17 protein-coding genes are annotated in these 18,579 nt (G+C 71.0%); 6 read left to right on the top strand and 11 right to left on the bottom strand.

Annotated features, from left to right (window positions below; translation table 11 throughout):
- Positions 1–271: 271 nt before the first annotated feature.
- From HZS55_RS10920 to HZS55_RS10910, 3 genes are all read right to left on the bottom strand, one after another.
- The gene (locus tag HZS55_RS10920; RefSeq protein ID WP_179911702.1) at positions 272–1,255 is read right to left on the bottom strand and encodes a glycosyltransferase family 2 protein; all 984 of its coding nucleotides are present in this window, start codon (positions 1,253–1,255) and stop codon (positions 272–274) included.
- 89 nt (positions 1,256–1,344) lie between these two features.
- Positions 1,345–2,295 carry an NAD-dependent epimerase/dehydratase family protein gene (locus tag HZS55_RS10915; protein ID WP_179911701.1) on the bottom strand — a complete coding sequence of 317 codons (951 nt, stop codon included), beginning with the start codon at positions 2,293–2,295 and terminating at the stop codon, positions 1,345–1,347.
- 224 nt (positions 2,296–2,519) lie between these two features.
- The gene (locus HZS55_RS10910; protein WP_179911700.1) at positions 2,520–3,443 is read right to left on the bottom strand and encodes a polysaccharide deacetylase family protein; all 924 of its coding nucleotides are present in this window, start codon (positions 3,441–3,443) and stop codon (positions 2,520–2,522) included.
- Positions 3,444–4,017: 574 nt separating this feature from the next.
- Between HZS55_RS10910 and HZS55_RS10905 the strand changes: the two genes are divergently transcribed.
- Entirely contained in the window at positions 4,018–5,787 is a 1,770-nt protein-coding gene (locus HZS55_RS10905; RefSeq protein ID WP_179911699.1) for an asparagine synthase-related protein, read from the top strand.
- 24 nt (positions 5,788–5,811) lie between these two features.
- Here HZS55_RS10905 and HZS55_RS10900 read toward each other — a convergent pair whose 3' ends face one another.
- The 4 genes from HZS55_RS10900 to HZS55_RS10885 form a co-directional block, all read right to left on the bottom strand.
- The gene (locus HZS55_RS10900; RefSeq protein ID WP_179911698.1) at positions 5,812–6,915 is read right to left on the bottom strand and encodes a DegT/DnrJ/EryC1/StrS family aminotransferase; all 1,104 of its coding nucleotides are present in this window, start codon (positions 6,913–6,915) and stop codon (positions 5,812–5,814) included.
- The gene (locus HZS55_RS10895; protein WP_246308410.1) at positions 6,912–7,508 is read right to left on the bottom strand and encodes an acyltransferase; all 597 of its coding nucleotides are present in this window, start codon (positions 7,506–7,508) and stop codon (positions 6,912–6,914) included. The genes HZS55_RS10900 and HZS55_RS10895 overlap by 4 nt, the downstream gene beginning before the upstream one ends.
- 132 nt (positions 7,509–7,640) lie before the next feature.
- Entirely contained in the window at positions 7,641–8,126 is a 486-nt protein-coding gene (locus HZS55_RS10890) for a DUF7344 domain-containing protein (protein ID WP_179911696.1), read from the bottom strand.
- Positions 8,127–8,216: 90 nt separating this feature from the next.
- Entirely contained in the window at positions 8,217–8,795 is a 579-nt protein-coding gene (locus tag HZS55_RS10885; protein WP_179911695.1) for a metal-dependent hydrolase, read from the bottom strand.
- Positions 8,796–9,209: 414 nt separating this feature from the next.
- On the opposite strand from HZS55_RS10885, the gene HZS55_RS10880 reads away from it, so the two are divergent.
- The gene (locus tag HZS55_RS10880; protein WP_135364034.1) at positions 9,210–9,485 is read left to right on the top strand and encodes a winged helix-turn-helix domain-containing protein; all 276 of its coding nucleotides are present in this window, start codon (positions 9,210–9,212) and stop codon (positions 9,483–9,485) included.
- 988 nt (positions 9,486–10,473) lie between these two features.
- Here the strand turns inward: HZS55_RS10880 and HZS55_RS10875 are convergent.
- The gene (locus HZS55_RS10875) at positions 10,474–11,019 is read right to left on the bottom strand and encodes a DUF7344 domain-containing protein (protein WP_179911694.1); all 546 of its coding nucleotides are present in this window, start codon (positions 11,017–11,019) and stop codon (positions 10,474–10,476) included.
- 379 nt (positions 11,020–11,398) lie between these two features.
- Between HZS55_RS10875 and HZS55_RS10870 the strand changes: the two genes are divergently transcribed.
- Positions 11,399–12,439, top strand: coding sequence for a Gfo/Idh/MocA family protein (locus HZS55_RS10870; RefSeq protein ID WP_179911693.1), 1,041 nt, complete (start codon positions 11,399–11,401; stop codon positions 12,437–12,439).
- Positions 12,436–13,806: a nucleotide sugar dehydrogenase gene (locus tag HZS55_RS10865; protein WP_179911692.1), complete on the top strand. Its 1,371-nt coding sequence runs from the start codon at positions 12,436–12,438 to the stop codon at positions 13,804–13,806. The genes HZS55_RS10870 and HZS55_RS10865 overlap by 4 nt, the downstream gene beginning before the upstream one ends.
- Here HZS55_RS10865 and HZS55_RS10860 read toward each other — a convergent pair.
- A complete protein-coding gene (locus HZS55_RS10860) occupies positions 13,803–14,129 on the bottom strand; it encodes a HalOD1 output domain-containing protein (RefSeq protein WP_179911691.1) in 327 nt (108 codons plus the stop codon). The two genes, HZS55_RS10865 and HZS55_RS10860, sit on opposite strands and share 4 nt — an antisense overlap.
- A 725-nt stretch (positions 14,130–14,854) precedes the next feature.
- On the opposite strand from HZS55_RS10860, the gene HZS55_RS10855 reads away from it, so the two are divergent.
- Positions 14,855–15,478 (top strand): DUF7344 domain-containing protein, encoded by a 624-nt coding sequence (locus tag HZS55_RS10855; protein ID WP_179911690.1) that lies wholly within the window; start codon positions 14,855–14,857, stop codon positions 15,476–15,478.
- Between the two features lie 105 nt (positions 15,479–15,583).
- On the opposite strand, the gene HZS55_RS10850 is transcribed toward HZS55_RS10855, so the two are convergent.
- On the bottom strand, positions 15,584–15,781 hold the full coding sequence (locus HZS55_RS10850; protein WP_179911689.1) for a DUF7511 domain-containing protein: 198 nt from the start codon (positions 15,779–15,781) through the stop codon (positions 15,584–15,586).
- 152 nt (positions 15,782–15,933) lie between these two features.
- Positions 15,934–17,127 carry an alpha-D-ribose 1-methylphosphonate 5-triphosphate diphosphatase gene (locus HZS55_RS10845; protein WP_179911688.1) on the bottom strand — a complete coding sequence of 398 codons (1,194 nt, stop codon included), beginning with the start codon at positions 17,125–17,127 and terminating at the stop codon, positions 15,934–15,936.
- Between the two features lie 819 nt (positions 17,128–17,946).
- On the opposite strand from HZS55_RS10845, the gene rdfA reads away from it, so the two are divergent.
- On the top strand, positions 17,947–18,579 hold the full coding sequence (gene rdfA, locus HZS55_RS10840) for a rod-determining factor RdfA (protein WP_179911687.1): 633 nt from the start codon (positions 17,947–17,949) through the stop codon (positions 18,577–18,579).

Genomic DNA, 18,579 nt, shown 5'->3' with positions numbered 1-18,579 from the left:
CCGCGTGGCGGCCGCGGCCCGCCACGACTCGGGGGTCACGTTTCCGGTAATGCCCACCTACTCGTATAACGCTACTGTCCGTATGAAATGACTTGTCCGATAGACGGTTGCGGGACGGTATCGGGATACTATCCGGGTACTTGCAGTGGGAACCGGTAGCACAGGCCGTTCGAACGACCGGTCGCTGCCGATATCGAGAGAGCCAGGTGCGCTCAGACCGCGTTGTACGCGGCGTAGGAACCGCTTACCCGGGCGGGAACTCGGGTCGAGTTCAGGTCGGTGTCGCCGAGGCGACAGTCGTGAGGTGGTCGTTCGATCGCTTGTCCAGAACCATTGCCAGGAGGAGAAAGCACAGCCCGAACCCGACGGCGGCCAGGGCGGGGCCGGCCGTCCCGTTCAGGAGGGCGAGCAGGACGCCGGCGAGCCCGGTCGCGAACCCGCCGGCGCCGAGCAGGTAACACAGGGCGACCGGGTGGGGGTGGTCGGCGACGTACTTGGCGCGGAGGCGCCACAGGAAGTTCCCGAGCAGCATGCCGGAGACTCGGGGGATGTACGTCGAGTAGTCGATGTGGCTCTCCTCGTCGCCGTAGACGGCGGGGGTCGGCACGTCGACGACGCGCATGTTGGCGACGTTCAGTCGGACGAGCAGATCGTTGCAGTAGCCGTAGAACTCGTACATCTCGTCGAGGTCCGCGGCCTCGATGGCCTCGGCGGAGATGGCGGTGTAGCCGTTCTGGGGGTCGCCGATCTCCCAGTAGCCGCTCGCGATGCGTGTGAGGTAGGTGAGCGTGACGTTACCGACGTAGCGAAAGCGGGGCATCGAGTCGTAGTGGTCGCCCAGGAGGAGGCGGTTGCCCTTGGCGTAGTCGGCCCGGCCGTCGACGACCGGGTCGATGATGCGCTCGATGATGTCGGGGTCCATCTGGCCGTCGCCGCCCATGACGGTGACGACCTCGACGCCGTCGGCCACCGCGCGCTGGTAGCCGGTCTTGATGGCGCCGCCGACGCCCCTGTTCTCGCTGTGCTGGATCGGGACGACCCGCCGCTGGGTCCCGCCGTCGCCGACGAGTTCCGGTGTCGGCGTGTTCTGTCGCTGTGCGTGCTCGCGGATCTCGTCCCAGGTGCCGTCCGTGGAGGCGTCGTCGACGGGGTAGATACGGTCGACGAACGCCGGGATCGAGTCGATGACGTCGCCGACGAAGCCCGCTTCGTTGTACGCCGGCACGACGACGCCGATTGTCGTGTCCTGATACATGTGCGTTGTGGTCGCCGGTCGGTCCTAGGCGAAGCGCGGGTTTTGTTATGGATCTCATACGGCGGTGTAGGCCGGTTCCGAACGGCGCTTCAGCTCGGAACGGTCGCCCGGTCGACCAGCGTCGCCAGCCCCTCCTCGAAGTCGTAGGTCGGCTCGTACCCGAGCCGACTGCGCGCGCGTCCGAGCGCCGCCCGACTGTGTTTGATGTCCCCTTCGCGGGGGTTCCCGTGGACGACCTCGCTGTCCGAACCGACCAGCCGAGTGACTCGCTCGGCGACCTCCCGCACGGAGACGCCGGTGCCGCTGCCGACGTTGTAGGCCCGCCCGGTCGCGTCGGTCGTCGCCGCGCGGAGGTTCGCCTGCACCACGTCGTCGACGTGGACGAAATCGCGGGTCTGGGTCCCGTCGCCGTCGATCGGGAGCACGCTGTCGGAGCGCGCTCGGTCGAGGAAGGCGCCGACCACGTCGTCGGTGCCGGTCCGGTCGCTCCGCTCCCCCGGACCGTACACGTTGAAGTACCGCAACGCGACCGTCTCCATGCCGTAGCGATCGGCGAACCGCCGCGTGTACTGGTCGGCCGCGAGCTTGTCGATCCCGTAGGGAGTGAGGGGCGTCTTCCGGTCGGACTCGCGGATCGGGAGCGTGTCCGGTTGGCCGTAGACCGCGGCGCTGGAGGCGGTGACGACCCGGGCGTCTTCCCGGCGGGCCGCGTCGAGGACCTTCACCGTCCCCGACGCGGTCCGACGGTGCCCCTCGACCGGCGACCGGATCGAGGCGCGCACGTCGGCCAGCGCCGCCTGGTGGAAGACGACGTCGACCCCCCGCATCGCTGGCCCGAGGTCGGTCGGGTCGCGCACGTCGCCCCTCACCAGGGTCGCACCGTCGGGGACGTTCGCGGGGTCGCCCGTCGAACAGTCGTCCAGCACGGTGACCTCGCAGCGGTCGGCCAGCGCGGCCGCGAGGTGGCTCCCGACGAAGCCCGCCCCGCCGGTCACGAGGACCGACTCCCCGTCGAGCCCGCTCGCCGGGTCACTCGTCACGACGGCTCACCCCCACGGGAGCCGTCCGCTCGGTCGATACGCCGGTTCGGCGCCGCTCGCCGCGATCACTGGCGGGGACGCGCGATTCGTCCGTTCGCTGGTCGACACGCATTGCCCCCGAGTTGGGACACCGTACTGATAGTTATACGTCGCCTGAGAGCCGCGCGGCTCCCGGTTTTGCGAGAATCGATCGTTGAAACGGGGGGTTCGAGGGCGCGCTCGCTTCAGTCGCGAGTCTCCGACCGCACCCGCTGGGGGCGCCGCCGGGCCGCGACCTCCGCCATCGTCTCGACGGGGACCGCGTCGCGGCGCTCGTCGACGGCCCGGAGGACCGCCTCGATCCGTTCGACCGCGGCGTCGTCGACCAGGTTGTTCGGGTGCAGCCAGAGGTGGAGGACGCCCTCGCCCTCGGCCGCTGCGTCCAGCCCGCGCTCGACGAGTTCGACGACGGGGTCGCCGACGAACGGCTTCGTCGCCCGCAACGGCAGCCCCTCGTAGCTGTAGAGGAACAGCGACGCCGGCAGGTTCACGAGGCCGTCGTCGTCGACCGTCGGGCGGACGAGCGGAGGACGGCCGTCACCGACTGCGACGGTCCGGAGTTTCTCCGGGAGCGACCGCCGTTCGACGGGGCGGCGCCCGCGGTACACCTCGAAGCCGTAGTCGGCCAGCAGGTCGACGTGCCCCACGTTGTTGCGGGGGAAGACGAACGATCGGCCGTCGATCCCCCACTCGTCCATGAGCGCCCGACTGCGCTCCAGCTCGGCGGCCGCCATCGCCCGGGTCGTCCCCGGCGCGCCGAACTCGACGTGGCTGTACGTGTGACAGCCGATATCGTGGGCGACGGGCGACGCTCGCAGCTCTTCGACGAGTTCGGGGCCCCGCGTCAGGTCGGGCCGCTCGGCCCACTCCCCTCGCTCGCGCGCGAACCACCCGGGGCCGATCGGGTGGTCGTCGTGGCGACCGTCGCACTCGTCGTGTAGCAGATGGGCGACGACCGCCCAGGTCGCCGGCACGTCGTACGCCTCGCAGAGCCGCCGGAGCCGTCGCCACCCCTCGCGACCGCTTTCGACCCGGTCGCTCGGCGGCTCGCCGTGATCGACGAACCCCCAGGCCAGCTCCGCGTCGACGGAGAGGACTACCGATCCCACGCGTCTCGATACCTCGTCATGGGGTAGTCCAGGCCGCACGCACGGATTGTTATGGCGCGACTACCCGTCCTCGCCTCCTCGGCCGTCACGGCGCCTACAGCCGGGGTCGGACGACTTGGGAAATATAGACTGCACAGTACTACCACTTCTAATGTTATCTATGAATATTTATGAAAATCGAGAGGGTGGTGTGGGAGACGAAGTTCTCCCGTGACAGTATCCCGGGCATCCGCGCTCATAAACGAGATATCGAGATATCGATCTGCGACTGTCTGATGGACGGGGTGGTTCACCGTAACCGAATCAGACGACTGCTGTACGATCGAACGTCGCTCTAGACAGATAAGGGTGGCTCGATAGGCGATTTAGGTATCGATCGGCCAGATATGATCGATAACTGCTGTTTCGGATGTATAGTTTTGATACTGTTATTCGATTTCGGCAGTAGATATCGGCGGACGGCGAACCGGGAGGCTGCGTGGAGCGGAGCGAGGCGGCGGTATCGGGATCGATATCGCGGACGGGCCGCCGCAGGGTCCCTATAACAATACCCGGCTGCAGTCACGTCCGGGCCATGACGGGACTGATCGGACGATCTGCGGGCGGCGGGCGGCTGGACGAGATGGCCGGGGCGATGGTCGACGAGGACTGGTACGAACTGGAGAGCGCGAGCGACGGGGCGGCCGCCGTTGGCGTGCTCGAACACGGGACGCGCGACCCGGACGCGAACGTCGTCTGGCGGGGCGACGGCCTCCTCGGCGTCGTCTACGGCGTCGTCTCGAACCGCGACCGGCTGGCGCTGTCGTGGGGCGACCTCTTCCGGGGGGTCGCCGACGACTCGCGGGACACGCTGGCGCGGCTCGACGGGCCGTTCGCGCTGGCCTGCGTCGACACCCGCGCGGGCGCGGTCCACCTGGTGACCGACAAGGCGGGGAGTCGCCCGCTCTACTACGCGACGGCCGACGCCGGCGCGGCGGGAGACGACGGGATCGACGACGTCGCCTTCGCGTCGGAACTCGGTCCGCTGGTCGCCGAGCGCGACGACCCGACTCTCGACGCCCGGGCGGTGGGTGACCTGCTGCTGTTCGGTGGCGTCGTCGGCGACCGGACGCTCGTCGAGGCGGTCGGGAGCCTCCCGCCGGCGACGCGACTGACCGTCGACGGCGAGGTGTCGACCGAACGCTACTGGGAGCCGGCCGCCGAGGGGCTGGCGCCGTCGGGGTACCCCGACCGGTGGCTCGCCGACTACCGGCGCGCGCTCGCGGACGTGGCGACGACGGCGGGCGACTGGACGCTCTGGTTCCCGGCTGACGCCGACAGCCGGATCGCCGCGGCGGTGCTCGCCGACCAGTCGCCCCCGGTCCGGACGCTCACGTGCGGACGCCCGGGAGGCGGTGACAGGGAGACGGCGGCGCGGGTCGCCGCCCACCTCGGGGGACCGAACACGCAGGCCCACGGAGACCCGGACCACCACCTCGTCGACGCCGTCGCCGACGCCGTGGCGGCGACCGACGCGATGGTGGCGTGGTCGGCCGTCGACGCGCTCCCCTACGTGACCGACGGGCTCCACGAAGACGCGGACGTGCTCGTCCACGGCGACGCCGCCCTCGACGCGGCGACGTGGGCGGGCGCCATCGGCGCGGACGATTCGGCGGCGAGCGCGCTCTACGAACACGAGCGCGTCCTCCCCGCGGAGTCGGTCCGGGACCTGCTCGCGGTCGACGCGGACCCGCTGGACTCGGTCGACGCGGTCGTCGCGGCCGGCGTCGACGGACCGACCGAGCGGACGGCCGTCGACGCGGCCGGGCAGGTGCGCGCCGCCACCGAGTTGCGGAGTCGCGCGGTCCAGCGCCGGCAGGTCGGTACCAGGACGCTCGCGAGCGGGCCGCTCCTAGACACCGCCGCCCGCATGCCCGCCGCCTACCGGACCGGGACGCGGCCCATCTCGGCGCCGGTCGGCGCGGGTTCCCCACCGATCCGCCGGGCGATTGCCGACCGGCTCGGCTCCGACCTGGCGGGGATCCCGACGGGACCGGCCGGCGACCCGACCGCGTCTCGGGACGAGGAGCCGGACGGCGAGCGCGGAGCGGCGGGCGGCGACGCCTACGCCCGCCGGTACGCGACCGACGACCGCTTCCGGCGGTTCGTCGACGACCTCCTCGACGGCGTCGCCCGGCGCGATCCCCTCGACGCCGACGCCGTGTCGGCACTGCGGGACCGCCTCGCCGAGGGCGAGCTGTCGACGTTCGCGCCGGTCGCGGCGCTGACGGGGCTGGAGCTCTGGGCGCGTCGACACCTGGACGACGGCGCCGCGGCTCGCGGGCGGTCCGCGGTCGAAGTCTGAGAGGAAACCGACTGCGACTCTTTCCTACTGCGGCTGGTACAGCGCGAGCGCGTCGGCGATCGCTCCGCGGTCCCCCTCCGAGACGCCGGGGTGGACCGGCAGCGAGACGACTTCCGCCGCGGCCCGCTCGGCGACGGGGAACCGCTCGTCGACGCCCTCGTAGGCCGGCTGCTCGTGGATCGGCGTGGGGTAGTAGACGCCGGTGTCGATCCCGTGGTCGTCGAGGTGGGCGACCAGCCGCTCGCGGTCGGGCGCCCGGACGGTGTACTGGTGGAAGGCGTGGTCGACGCCGTCGGGGACCGTCGGCGGGTCGACGGGCGCCTCGGCGAGCGCCTCGGTGAGCGCGGCGGCGTTGTCCCGGCGCGCGCGGACGAACCGCGAGAGCCGCTTGAGCTGGACGCGACCGATGGCGGCGGCGATGTTCGTCATCCGGAAGTTGTGCCCGAGTTCGACGTGGTCGTACCGCTCGTTCCGGCCGTGGTTGACGAACCGCTCGGCGCGGTCGGCGACCGCCTCGTCGTCGGTGACGACCATCCCGCCCTCGCCGGTGGTCATGTTCTTCGTCGGGTAAAAGGAGAAGGCGGCGGCGTCGCCCAGCGACCCCACCGGCTCGTCGCGGTAGCGGGCGCCGTGGGCCTGGGCCGCGTCCTCGACGACGGCGGCGTCGTACTCCTCGGCGATCGCGGCGATCTCGTCCATCGGCGCGGGCAGCCCGTAGAGGTGGACCGGGAGGACCGCGTCCACGTCGCCGCCGCGGATCTCGATGGCCTCGCGGACCGCGGTCGGGTCGAGGTTGTAGGTGTCGGGGTCGATGTCGGCGAAGACGGGTTCGGCGCCGCAGAAGCGGACGGCGTTGGCGGTCGCGACGAAGGAAAACGGCGTCGTGACGACGGTGTCGCCCTCGCCGATCCCGCAGGCTCGCAGGGCGGTGTGCAGCGCCGTCGTCCCGTTGGAGGTGGCGACGCCGCGGTCGACGTGGCAGGTGGTGGCGAACTCCCGCTCGAAGGCGCGGACCTCCTCGCCGTCGGCTATCATCCCGCTGTCGAGCACTTCCCGGACGCGCTCGCGCTCCTCGCTGCCCAGGGCGGGCTCGGCGACGGGGATCTGTCGGTGGTCTTCGAGGCTCACAGCTCGTTCCCCCCGTCGAGCTCGTCGGGCAGCGGTTCGTGGCGCGCCGGGTTGCCCATCGCCAGCGTCCCGGGCGGCACGTCCTCGGTGACGACCGAGCCCGCGGCGACGAACGACCCCTCGCCGACGGTCACGTCGGGGAGGATCGTCGCGTTCGCGCCCACGGAGACGTTCGATTCGAGGGTGGCGCCGACGAGTTCGCTCCGCGCCCGCACCGGGTACGGGTCGTTCGTGACGACGGCGTGGGGACCGAGGAACACGTCGTCGCCGACGGTCGTCTTCGGCGGGAGGTAGACGCCGGTCTGGCAGCTGACGCGCGACCCGAGGGTCACGTCGCCGTCGAGGACCGCCTGGCTCCCGACGAGGACGTCGTCGCCGACGGTGGTACCGCTCCGGACCAGCGCGTGGTGCCCCGTCGAGAAGCCGTCGCCGATCTCGACGTCGGTGTAGACGATGGTGCCGCCGCGGACGGTGGCGTCGTCGCCGATTCGGGTGTACGCGTCGCCCGAGCCCCCGGGCTCGCCGACGACCGCCGTCTCGGCGATGTCGCAGCCGTCGCCGGTCCGGACGGTCGAGAGGTCGTGCTCGCTCATGTGACGGTCGACGCTCGGCACGGGTCGACCTTTGTTATGGAGCGCTTGCGGGCCCCGCCGTCGCGACACGGCGCCGGTCGACGCGCGTCGCCGGCCGCTCGCGCCGCGGGCGACCGGTCCGCCGCGAGGGCGTCACTCCGCGGGGAACTGGTCCATCGCGAGTTCGAGGTACGGGACCGCGACCGCGGTCGCCTCGGTCGCCCGGACGGTCCGCCGCTCGCGGTCGTACTCGACGAGCCCGGCGTCGTCGAGCTTCGGGAGGTTCGAGTGGACGAGTCTGGTCGCGACCTGGTCGCGGAAGTCGTCCCTCGAGAGGTCGCCGGGGGTCTCCGCCCCGTCGACGACGTTCTCGACGAGGTCCTCGTAGGGGACCGGCCCGTCCGCCCGGCTCAGGTACGCCAGCGTGAACCTGTTGCCGGGGCGAGCCAGCAACTCGAAGAGGTCGTCGACCGACACCGGCCGCTCGCTGGCGGCGTCGCGACTCCCCCGTTCGGTGGTCGACGTGCTCGTCGCGTCCTCGGCGGACGCGTCGCTCTCCCCTCGGGCTCCGTGCGGATCCCCGGCTCGTCGCCGGTCGTCGTCACTCGACCGGCTCTCCGGTGGCTGCTCTGACCCCATACCCCCACTTCTCACTCGACTGTTATATATGCTCGCCTCGTGTTCACGAGCCGCGGGCGGTCCCGGGCGCCCCGGAACCGCCCGTCCCGATCAGAAGTTCTCGGCGCGGTCCGGCCGCGGGAGCACCCAGGCGAGCCCCGGGCGGCCGTCGAGCGTCCAGACCCAGCCGGCCAGCGCCAGCAGGAGCAGTTCGGCCGTCAGGTAGGCGGCGCCGAGGGGGGTGGCGAGAAACCCGAGGAACTGCTCGGCCAGCGCCAGCACGTGCGTGATCGTGTGGTCGGGGCCGTCCCCGGGAGCGGCCCGGAGCGGCCACAGGAGGAACCACAGCTTCGCGTCGCCCCCGAGGACGACCGGGTAGAGCACGTCCCCGGGGAGGTGACTCAGGTAGCCGACGACGAACGCGAGGGCGGGGCGCTCGCGACCGGCCGCGGCGCCGAGGGCCAGGACGGCGAGGCTCAGCGGGACCGCGGTCAGCAGCGAGTGGGCCAGCGTCGTCCCGCCGGGGAGCACGCCGAGCCACCAGCCCAGCGGCTTGTCGACGAGGTCGGGGAACTGCGTCCCCACGGCGACGGCGGCGGCGGTCGTCCCCGTCGGCGGTTCGCGCCAGACGAGCCGGCCGACGACGGCGTAGGCGAGGTAGCCGACGGCGAGGTGTTCCCACGGCCACATGCTACGGCCGCCCGCCTGTCGGTCGAGTGCGGTCGTCGGGCGGGCGTCGGTCGGGTCCCGTGCGGTCCGCCGGCGGACGACGGTCGGCGAGTCCGTCGTGGGGGGCGAGTCCGTCGCGGGGGGCGAGTCCGTCGCGGAGGGCCGCTACGTCCATGCGCGGCTCCGCGCGAGCCAGGGGGATTGTTATGTCGAGGCTACGCGCTCGGCGGCCGGTTCGGGGCGGCGGTTCAGACCGTCGTAATCGCGGTACGCGGAGCGAAATTTCTGGAGCGTCGAAACCTCTTTACGTGGTAGCCGACTCGGTGTGAGTACAGCGGAAAGTGGGACGCAAGCGGGTCCCGACGACAATGTCCGCGTGAATTCCCGGTCACCGACCGGTAGCAGGATGCACCCGTCCGACACTACATCGCAACAATGAGCACAGATTGGGACGACGTCAGCTTCGTCATCAGTTCGCGGTATCGCGTCGCAGTTCTCAAGCGACTCGCAGACGGCCCCTCGACGCCGTCGCAGATCGCTTCCGACGAGGACGTGGGCATCGCGCACGTCTCGCGGGCGCTCCAGCGCCTCCGGGAACGGTCGCTCGTGGACCTCCTCGTCTCCGACGACCGCAAGAAAGGCCGCGTCTACGGCCTCACGGAACAGGGCCGGGACGTGTGGGACAAGATCGAAGCCGAGAACATGGTGTGAGCGACCCCGCGGCGTCCTCGACCGCTCGCGGCGCCCGGCGCAGCTGCCGGTCGTCGACGCCCCGCCACGCCCCGCCACGACCCGACCTCCCCGAACCCCCCGTGACGACCGGGTCCGCCCGTTCGACGACCGAGTACGGTTCCCTTACTCCGCGGCCGTCCGCGCCGACCCGTCGTTTCTCGCGTCCGCTCGTCCACCGAGCCGCGGCTAACTTTACAGACATAGGTTTGTAATGGGTACCCGACGAGTAAGGTCGGCATTACCGGGCACCCCGGTCCGGAATGCCGGCTATTCCCGACATCACGCACCGACGCGTCGTCGGTTCGCGGCTCTCGGGAGAGCGGTCGACCGGCGGATCGGTGGCGTCGAGCGCGGGCGCGTCGCGCCGCGTGTCGAGTCCCTGCGGGTTGGGGGCGGCCACGCTGCGGCTCGGTTCCGCGGCGTCTCCTCGTTCCGACCCGGTGGCTAGCGAGTACCTGCGGGTCGCGTGCCGAGACGCTACCTGACGGTCTCGCGGCGCGAAGCGGCTTTAGGGGCCGGATTACTATCGGTCGACGGGACGGGATCACAGCCGATGACGGAACACATCTCCGACAGCGACCTGGAGCGGATCGCCCAGTTCGTCGACACGCCGGCCTACGAGCGCGAACCCGAGCAGCTGCTACCGGAAGACGTCGAAGAGGAGTAGCCGCCGGCACCGCCGACCCGGGTTCCTGTCACTCTCGGTCTGCCGCCGCGTTCTGGCGGCCTCGCTCCGTTCGACCAGCGCCGTCGCCGGTCGGCGCCGTCTGTCCACACGGGCCGACATCGCCGCTGACACGCGCCGTCGTCGCCCTGTCGCGAGCGCGTGCGCTCGCGCGACCGAGAGCGATCGAGGCGCGACCCGACGGGGCCGGTCGCGACGAACGGCCGGCTCGTCTCGGAAGACTTCAGGAGGGTACTGACGGTTCGAGAGCGCCTCGACGAGGCGGCTCCCGGGACGAGACGGTCAGGAGTGTCGGCGGAGGTCGTCGGGGACCTGACGGCGGTTCATGGTCCACACGACGATGTGTGCGCCGACCGTGAGGAGGAAGCCGGAGAAGATGATGACGCCGAGCGTGACCTCGGTCATGTCCGCGAAGATCCACACGTTCAGGTTCGACAGGGCGACCAGGGCGACCCCGAGGAGCGCGAGCGGGAGATACAGGTACTGCCAGGGCACCTCCCGCTCGCCCGGGTTCAGGTACTGGTCAACGTCGTTGGCCGCCTGCGTCAGCTCGACCTCGCCGGTGTCTTGGTCGTACCGGACCAGCCCGGCGTCCTCGAGTTTGGGGACGTGCGTCTGATACAGCGAGACGTAGACGCGTTTGCGCTGTTGTTTCGTCAGATCTTCGACAGTCGTGTCGTTCTCCCAGGCCGCCACGTCCTCGGCGAGCTCCGTCAGTTCGACCGGCGCGTCCTCGGTGCGGAGCAGATAGAGCACGTAGCGTCGTCTGGCGCTACTGAGGATGTCGAAGACGACGTCCTGCGTGAGCGTCTCCTCGTCTGTCGACATCCCCTATCAGCCCTCGCGTCGGTCTGTCGGTGGACTGTCACTACTGGCAGCCACCCCATTGTCGTATCTCGACACAACCAGGGAGTTTAGTGGGTCTCACTTTGTTACGAACCGGTTACCCTGACCCCGATCGCCCGGGTGCCACGGATCGTCCGAGATGGACGCTCTGGCGTCCTATCCACTGAGGCCGGGACCCCCGCGCTGGCCGGAAGGGGCCGTATCGACCGGCTACCAGTCAAAGGAAACGCATAACAAAGCCGACGCTCGGCGCTACCCCCGGGTGATTCATGAAGCACGGACGGTCGACACCGGCGGTCACGTTCCCGTTGCGGAACTGCGCCCGGAACGCCTCGAACGGCGCACTCGGACGGGTCGAACGATGGGTCAGGTCGGTCAGCGCGCGCCGTCGCCGCGGTGGCACCGGAGGCGGACAGTCGTGAGCGACCAGGTCAGTACCGGCGTCGTCGGCGTCGGGAACATGGGTCGCCACCACGCTCGCGTCTACAGCGAACTCCCCGAGGTCGACCTGGTCGGCGTCGCCGACGCCGACGCCGGCCGCGCAGTCGAGGTCGCCGCGGAGTTCGACACGACCGCCCGCGACCGCGACGAGCTCCTCGCCCGGGCGGACGCCGTCTCCGTGGTCGTGCCGACGCGGTTCCACGAGGCGGTCGCGCGGGCGGCCATCGACGCCGGGACGGATATCCTCGTCGAGAAACCGTTCGTCGCCGACCCAGCGGTGGGGCGGGACCTCCTCGCGGCCGCCCGCGGGGCGGACTGTCTCGTCCAGGTCGGCCACATCGAGCGGTACAACCCCGCGGTCCGCGCTCTGGGGGACGTGATGGTCGACGCCGACCCGATCGCCTTCGCCGCGCGCCGCCAGGGTCCGCCGGTCGACCGCGACACCGTCGACAGCGTCGTCTTCGACCTCATGATCCACGACATCGACGTCATCTGCTCGCTGACCGACGAGCCCGTCACGGACGTGTCCGCCGTCGGCGCGGCGAGCGGGGGTCACGTCGTCGCCCAGCTCGAGTTCGCGGACGGTCGCGTCGCGTCGCTGACCGCCAGCCGCGTCACCCAGGAGCGGGTCCGCGACCTCGCGGTGACCGCCGAGGACTGCCACGTCGAGGTCGACTACGTGGACCAGTCCGTCGAGATCCACCGCCACTCGCTGCCGGAGTACGTCGCCACCGACGGCGACGTGCGCTACCGCCACGAGAGCGTCATCGAGCGACCGACCGTCGAGACCGGCGAGCCGCTGAAAAACGAGCTCTCGTCGTTCGCCGAGTCGGTCCGCGAGCGGGTCGAACCCGAGACGACCGGCGAGGACGGCATCCGAGCGGTCGAACTCGCCGAGCGGATCGAGGCCGCGGCCGAGCGCGACACCGACGTGACGCCCGCGGAGGTACCTCGCCCATGAGCAGCCAGCGTTCGGAACCGACGGGGCTCTACGGCGCCGACGCCGACGAACCTGCCCAGCGACGCGCGTTCGCCGGCGGCGCCGTCCCGGTCGCGGTGTACGGCCTCGGGAAGATGGGGCTGCCGCTGGCCGCCGTCTACGCCGAGGCGTCCGGGGCGGTCACCGGCGTCGACATCGATCCCGACGTGGCCGAGGCCGTCGACGCCGGCGAGTGCCCCGTCGAGGGCGAGCCCGGCCTCCCCGAGGCGGTCGAGCGGCTGGCCGCCGACGGGTCGCTGTCGGCGACGACCGACGCGGTCGACGCCGCGAGCGAGGCGAGCGTCCACGTCGTCATCGTCCCGACGCTCGTCTCCGACGACCGTCCGGACCTGTCGGCGCTCGAGGCCGCGGTCCGCTCGGTCGGCGAGGGACTCGACGCCGGCGACACCGTGATAATCGAGTCGACGGTCCCGCCGCGGACCTGTCGCGACCGCGTGGCCCCGTGGCTCGAAGCCGAGAGCGGCCTCGGACTCGGCGAGTTCGGGCTCGCCTTCTGTCCCGAACGGACGATGAGCGGGCGGGCGCTGGAGGACATCCGCGGTGCCCATCCGAAGGTCGTCGGCGGCGCCGACGACGAGAGCACGCGGGTCGCGGAGCTGATCTACGGGGGGATCACCGACGCGGAGGTCTACGCGGTCAGCGACCCCACGACCGCCGAGTGCGTGAAGGTGTTCGAGGGGCTGTACCGCGACGTGAACATCGCGCTGGCCAACGAGCTGGCGACGCTGGCCGGGGAGTTCGGCGTCGACGTGCCCGAGGCCATCGAAGTGGCCAACACCCAGCCGTTCTGCGACATCCACGACCCCGGGCCGGGCGTCGGGGGCCACTGCATCCCCTACTACCCCTACTTCGTCATCTCGGAGTTCGAGGGCGCGACGCCGCTGCTGGAGACGGCGCGCCACGTCAACGAGTACATGCCCGAGTACACGGTCGAGCGGGCGACCGAGGCGCTCGCCGACCGGGGTCGCGACCTGGCCGAGGTCACCGCGGCGGTGTTCGGACTCGCCTACCGGCCCGGCGTCGACGAGACGCGCGCCTCGCCCGGCGTCGACGTCGCCGAACTGCTCGCCGACCGCGCCGAGACGGTGTACGCGGTCGACCCCGTCACCACGGACTCGCCGCCGGCGGGTGTCGAGCGCGTCTCGCTGGACGACATCGAGGCCCGCGAGCTGGACCTGGCCGTGGTCACGACGGCGCACGAGGCGTTCGAGTCGATCCCCTGGAAAGCGTTCGACGACGTGGTCGTCCTCGACGGGCGCCGCCAGTTCGACGGCGACGCCGTCGGACATCCGCTGGTTCGGCTCGGTGACGGGTCGGGAGAGAACTAGCGCGGGTCGGTCTGTCGGACCAGTACGTCGCCGTTGGACTGCACCGTGACCTCGTGGGCGCCGAGTTCGAACACGACGCGCCCGGTGACGCCGTCGGACTCCTGACCGGGGAACAGCCGGTCGAGCGCGTCCGGGTCGACGGCGTCGTACAGCGTCGACCCCATCTCCGTCGGTTCGACCCCCTTCGCCTCGGCGATCGCTTCGACCACGGCGATGCTCAGGTCCGCCCCCTCCTCCCGGTCGGCCGCCGACGAGTGGACCACGCGCGGTCCGCCCTCCCGAACCGTCGCGCGGTCGTCACCGTTCGTCGTTCGTTCCGCCATCGTCACTCCACCCAGTGTGCTCCAGTGATCGTCTCTGACACCATTCTAGTACAACACACGCATCCGACCCACTCACAAAGAACCTTCGGGATCACGACGTGTCGGCCGCCGGCCGCCGACCGGCGCGTTCGGCCGCACGACTTCGACCGTCCCGACCGGATCCCGCGCCCACCGGCGGAAAACAACTCGGTTATCGAATACGATCGCGGAGGGGGTGGGCCCGTCGGCGGTAAGGCGAGATTGCGGGACCGCGACCGCCGCGGCCGGCGCCGCCGGGACCGACGGTGCGGCCCGCGTGCCGATCCGAAGCGCGGATCCGCCTGGGACGGCTCGCCGGCCGACGCGGCGAGAAACCTCTCCATTACGATGCGAACGGGGCCCATACCGCAGTCGGCTCGTCGGTAACGACGTCCTTACTCGCGAACCCAGGAGATGGGGGAGGGTAACCTCCGCGTTATGCTCCCGTTGCTGATTGTTCAATCAAGAAAGATTAAGTGGTAATGCGCCATCACGGACAGACGGCGCGATACACTCTGTGGAGGGGTCTCCAGCGCCGGGGGTACGGACACATGAATGCCGACACATCCCACGAACCGACCGCGAATCGAACGCTAACTGTCACGGACACGTTCCGGCGGGCGACTCATGAGTGACCGCTCGCGAGCGCGTTTCGCCCGAAGCGTGCCCGGAGATCGGAGCTGCAACTATCGGGAGGTGACGGCCTGATGTCGTCGACATCTCAGCGCGCGAGCGATACCGACATCCTCGCCGAGGAGGCCGACGAGTCCGAGCCGGAGGAGGTCGCGGAGACCGAATCCGTCCCGGAGGAGGAGGCCGACTCGGAGCAGGCCGCCGACCTGCCGCTCGACCACGTCTTCGAGATCCTCAAGAACGAACGGCGCCGCACGGTGCTCCACTACCTGCAGGACCACGGGGGAACGGTCTCGCTGGGGGAACTCGCGGAGCACGTCGCCGCCGTCGAGAACGGAACGACCGTCGCGCAGGTGACGTCCAACGAGCGCAAGTGCGTCTACGTCGGACTCTACCAGTGTCACCTGCCGAAGATGGACGACATGGACATCGTCGAGTTCAACCAGAACCGCGGGCGGATCTCGCTGGGCCCGAACGCGGTCCAGCTCTACGAGTATCTCGAGGAGTCCGACGGCGTCGACCGACCGTGGCCGCTCTACTACGGGTCGCTCACGGGCGCCGGCGTCCTCGGACTGCTCGCGAGCCAGCTCGGCGCCGCCGCCGTCGGCCTGACGCCGACCGTCGTCGCGACGGTCGTGCTCGTCGGCCTCGTCGGCGTCTCCGCCGCCCAGACCCTCGACGACCGCGACGACGAGTAGCGTCTCCGTCTTCTCTCCGTTCTTTCTCAGTCGGTCAGCGACGGCTATCGGGTTCGGCAGTCGGCCGTCGAAGCGTGAGTCAGAAGACCGAGGCCGCGTCGCGACTCAGCGGACCGCGCCGAGTTCGACGAACGACGGCTCCGTCGCCGAGATCCAGGTCGCCATCCGCTTGTGCTCGTCGACCCCCGCGGGGTAGATCGTACACTCGTCGGGTGCGTCGTCGTAGCGTTCGACGACCGCTCGCAACTCCCACGTCGGCGCCTCGCGTTCGCCCCCGGTCTGCCGCGTCGTGTCCGTCGACATACCTCACCGGAGGTGCCGTCGACTCATTGTAATTGGTCGTCTACAGCGCGATAATTTCGCGTATAGGGCAGTTAAAACGGCTGAATTGGGAAAACTGTCGAAACTGTCACGTTCGATGACGGCTCCGCCCTCCGGCGGTCGCCGCCCGCCGGTCATCGCCCGCAGCGATACACTTCCCGACCGGCGACGACGGCGCGGGTCACGGTCGGCACCGGGTCGGGGTCGACGGCGACCAGGTCGGCGCGCGCGCCCGGCGCGAGCTCGCCCCGGTCGTCGAGGCCGGCGACGCGGGCGGGTTCGCTCGTGACCCGGGCCGCGCGGCGGGCGAGGGGCTCGCCGGTGTCGACGAACACCGAGGCCAGGAGCGCCTGGGGGCGGTAGTCGGAACACAGCAGATCGACGACGCCGGCGTCGATCGCCGCGCGCGCGTCGAGGTTGCCCCAGAGGCTCCCGCCGCGGACGAGGTTCGGCGCGCCCATCGCGGTCGCGGCGCCGCGCTCGCTCGCCCGGCCGGCGGCGGCGAGCGACACCGGGTACTCACACAGGTCGACGCCGTGGTCGAGCGCGTGCTCGACGGCCGCGGGGTCGGCGTCGTCGTGGGAGGCGACCAGCACGTCCGCCGCCGACAGCTCCTCGGCCAGGTCGGCGACCCGCTCTCTGACGGTCGTCTCCGGGACGGCGCGCCGCTCCGCACCGGCCCGGGCGGCCTCGTCGGCGGCGGCGCCGCGGCCGTCGGCGTAGCGGCTGGCGAACGCCGTCTCGTCCTCGAACTGGCCGCGGCCCGGCGCGTGCGCCATCAGCGACGCGATGTCGACGGCCGGCCGCTCGACCAGGTCGCCGACGACCGCGACCGAGGCCGGGTCGGTGACCTCACAGCGGGCGTGGACGCGGTGGTCGGCCACGAGATCCGCCCCCGTCGCGACGGCCTCCAGGAGCTCGGTCGCGCCCTCGATCGACCTGTTTTTCTCCGGGGCGTCCTCGAAGGCGATGGCGTCGAACTTGGTGGTGACGCCGGCCGCCAGCGCCAGCCGGTCGGCCGTCGCCAGCGCGGTCGCCGCGTCGACGCGTTCGCCCGACCGCGGGAAGCGGTAGCGCTCCACCTCGTCGCCGTGGAGGTCGACCAGCCCCGGGAGGACGACCTCGCCGGTGGCGTCGAGGTGTCGCACGGTCGGCCCGCCGTCGCGCTCGCCGTCGGTCGTCGCTCGGTCGTCCCCGTCGGTGCGTTCGGTCGACTCGACAGCGACGATCCGGTCGCCTTCGACGACGACGCGGCCGCCGTCGAACGCGGCTTCGGGGGTGACCACGGTCCCGCCCTCGACGACCAGACGTTCGGTCCGTTCGCTCATCGTCCGTCCGTCAGTGGACCGATACGGATAGTAATGGGTCGACTAAGCGGCCGGCGCGGTCGCGGTGTCGGGCGGGGCGGTCGTCGAACGCGGTCACGCCGAACGCGACCGCTGTCGTCGGTCGACCGCCAAAGAATGGAACAGGGCATCAGGGCGGCGCCCGCCGTCGTCCGGGACGGTGCCCGGGCGGCGGCGGGCGTCAGTGTGGACGGCGGTGGGTCCTCCCCCGACCCCCCGCCCGAGGCCAGCGACGGCTCGCACTTGGTTATACTCCGCGTACGACCCGTTTCGGGCTCGATACCGTGGTCGTGGTCCCGCGGGCCGCGTCGAACGTGCCGGGCGGGTACCGTTCGCTCCGCGCGGACGAACCGGTCGTCGGGCGTCGGCGGTCGGAAGCCGACCGCTACCCGTTCGACGCGGTCGACGGTCCCGTCGCTCCGACGTTCTCGGCCCTTTACGCGGTGCGTACTCCCGTGAACGATTGACTCCGTTTAACCGTCTCACCCCCCTCTCATCGATCGCCGTCGACCCATCGACCGGCACCACCTGACACGCCCGAACCCCTGTGCATCGCCGACGAGACTCCCGTTCCCGTCGGCTTCCCAGCCCACCGGTCGGCCGCTCCTTCGGTGTGGCGTCCCCGCCCGGGACGCTACGCGGGAAGACGGCTGCGTCTACCAGCGGTCCGCGGACGCGGCGCCGGTCCGCCCAGCCCGTGACCCGACGGGCCGGCGCCGCGTCCGGTTCGACCGCGGTTTCTCGCCGACCGACTCTCACGACCACCGATAGGTATACGGTCGCGCCCCGAGAGCCCCGCCCATGGGGTCGGACGACGCGCCAGCGGGCAGACGGAGCAAGGTCGAACGGCTCGTCGCGGCGTACGGGCTCGAGGAGATGGGTGACAGACTCGTCGACAGCTGGACGGGCTCGAACGGGTCGCGGACGAGTCTCAGGGACCTGGCCGACGAGTTCAACAGGGCCGTCCTGCGGTCGGCCATGCGCCGCGCCGACCGCAACCCGACCGAACACGCGGTCGCCGACGCCTACGAGACGCTGACCGGCGACGACGTGAGCGAGGGGCGCAAGGCCGAGATGCGAAACGACCTCGCCCGCGCGGGCGTCGATGTGGACGCGCTCGTCGGGGACTTCGTCTCCCATCAGGCCGTCCACACCTACCTCACGGAGGTCAGGGACGCCACGCCACCGGAGTCGACGACGGACCCGATCGACACCGACATCGGGACGCTCCAGCGGCTCCTCGGGCGGACCGCCACCGTCGCCGAGGGGACGCTCGCCCGACACCGCGACGCCGACCGGGTGACCCTCGGGGAGTTCGACGTGTTCCTCGACGTCCGGGTCCTCTGTCACGACTGCGGCGCCGACCGCGACGCCGTCGCGCTGCTCCGCAACGGCGGCTGTGCGTGCGAGCCCGACGACGACGGCGCTCGCTGA

Origin of the sequence: Halosimplex rubrum (genome assembly GCF_013415885.1) — an archaeon.
GTDB lineage: Archaea > Halobacteriota > Halobacteria > Halobacteriales > Haloarculaceae > Halosimplex > Halosimplex rubrum.
Note: the sequence above shows the minus strand (reverse complement) of the source record. Positions and strands in the feature narration are given on the sequence as shown.